Below are 1344 nucleotides of genomic sequence, written 5' to 3' on the forward strand. Positions count from 1 at the left end.
TGGATCTTGATGAACTTTACCGCGTGCTGCGCGGCTCGCATGTCCAGGCCGTCAGCATCGTCAACACGCTGCGCGACCCGCTGGTGGTGCTGGATGACGCATTCAGGGTCCTGACCGCCAACCCGGCCTTCTACGACACCTTCTCGACCAGCCGGGACGAGACGATCGGGACGGCCCTGGCCGATCTTGGCGACGGCCAATGGAACATCCCCGAGTTGCGCCTTCTGCTGGAGCAGGTGATCCCCAGAAGCACCTCGGTCATCGACTACGAGGTGCGGGCCACGTTTCCCCAGATCGGCCCGCGCACCATGCTGGTCAGTGCCCAACGCCTGAACCATCCCGACAGCGGCCAACGCATCCTGCTTCTGACCATCGTGGACGCCACCGAGCGCCAGCAGGCCGAGGCAGACAAGGACATCCTGATCGGGGAACTGGGCCACCGGATCAAGAACCTTCTGGCGGTGACCCGTGCGATCGCGCGGCGGACCGAGGTCGAGGGGCGCAATGCCGAGGAATACCGCGACGACTTTCTGGGCCGCTTCGATGCCCTGACGCGGTCGCTGGCCGTCTCGACCCAGCATTCCGATGCCGACCTGGCCCAGCTGGTCCAGGCGGTGATGGAGCCCTGGCTCGGGGACACGCGCGCCATCACCCTGGACGGGCAGGGGGCCATCGCCCTGCTGCCCAGGCAGGCCATGTCCCTGGGGATGATCCTGCACGAACTGGCCACCAATGCGATCAAGCACGGCGCGCTGTCGGTTTCCGGCGGGCAGCTGGACATCGCCTGGAGCCTTGCCGAGGACAGGGACGGCCACCGCCAGGTGCATCTTCGCTGGCGGGAAAGCGGCGGACCGGAAGCCTCGCCGCCCGAGACCACGGGCTTCGGGACCCGCCTGATCCGGTTTGCCACCGAGGTCGACCTCAGGGGCCGGGCGGAACTGAGCTATCGTCCAGACGGTTTGGTGGCTGATCTGACCTTTCCCCAGTAGTGCTTCCCGGTTGGCCGATGTCTGACAAGCCCGCTTCATGCCGCCCAGGCGACCGCATATCCGTGCTGGTCGTCGAGGACGAGATGATGATCGCCCTGGATGTGCAGATGATGCTCGAAGACAATGGCTATGCCGTCCTGGGTCCGGTCGGCTCCGTGGAAGGCGCCTTGCGCCTGCTGGACGACACCCGTCCCGATGCCGCGGTGCTTGACGGCAACCTGCGCGGCCAGCCGGTGGAGCCGGTCGCCCGGCGGCTGCGGGGCCTGGGGGTCCCCTTCGTGCTTTCCTCGGCCTATGGCAACGCCACCTTTGCCGACCATGAAGCCCTGGCAGGGGTCGAGAATGTCCGCAAGCC

The 1344-nt window shown here is 66.8% G+C and carries 2 protein-coding genes; both read left to right on the forward strand.

Features of this window, described 5'->3' with window-relative positions; translation table 11 throughout:
• The coding region (locus tag CK944_RS22130; protein ID WP_103175180.1) for an HWE histidine kinase domain-containing protein at nucleotides 1-989 on the forward strand (989 nt) is incomplete at its 5' end.
• Between the two features lie 17 nt (nucleotides 990-1006).
• Nucleotides 1007-1344: response regulator (locus CK944_RS22135; protein WP_103175181.1), on the forward strand; the 338-nt coding region annotated here is incomplete at its 3' end.

The organism is Paracoccus sp. SY, from assembly GCF_002901215.1.
Lineage (GTDB): Bacteria > Pseudomonadota > Alphaproteobacteria > Rhodobacterales > Rhodobacteraceae > Paracoccus > Paracoccus acridae.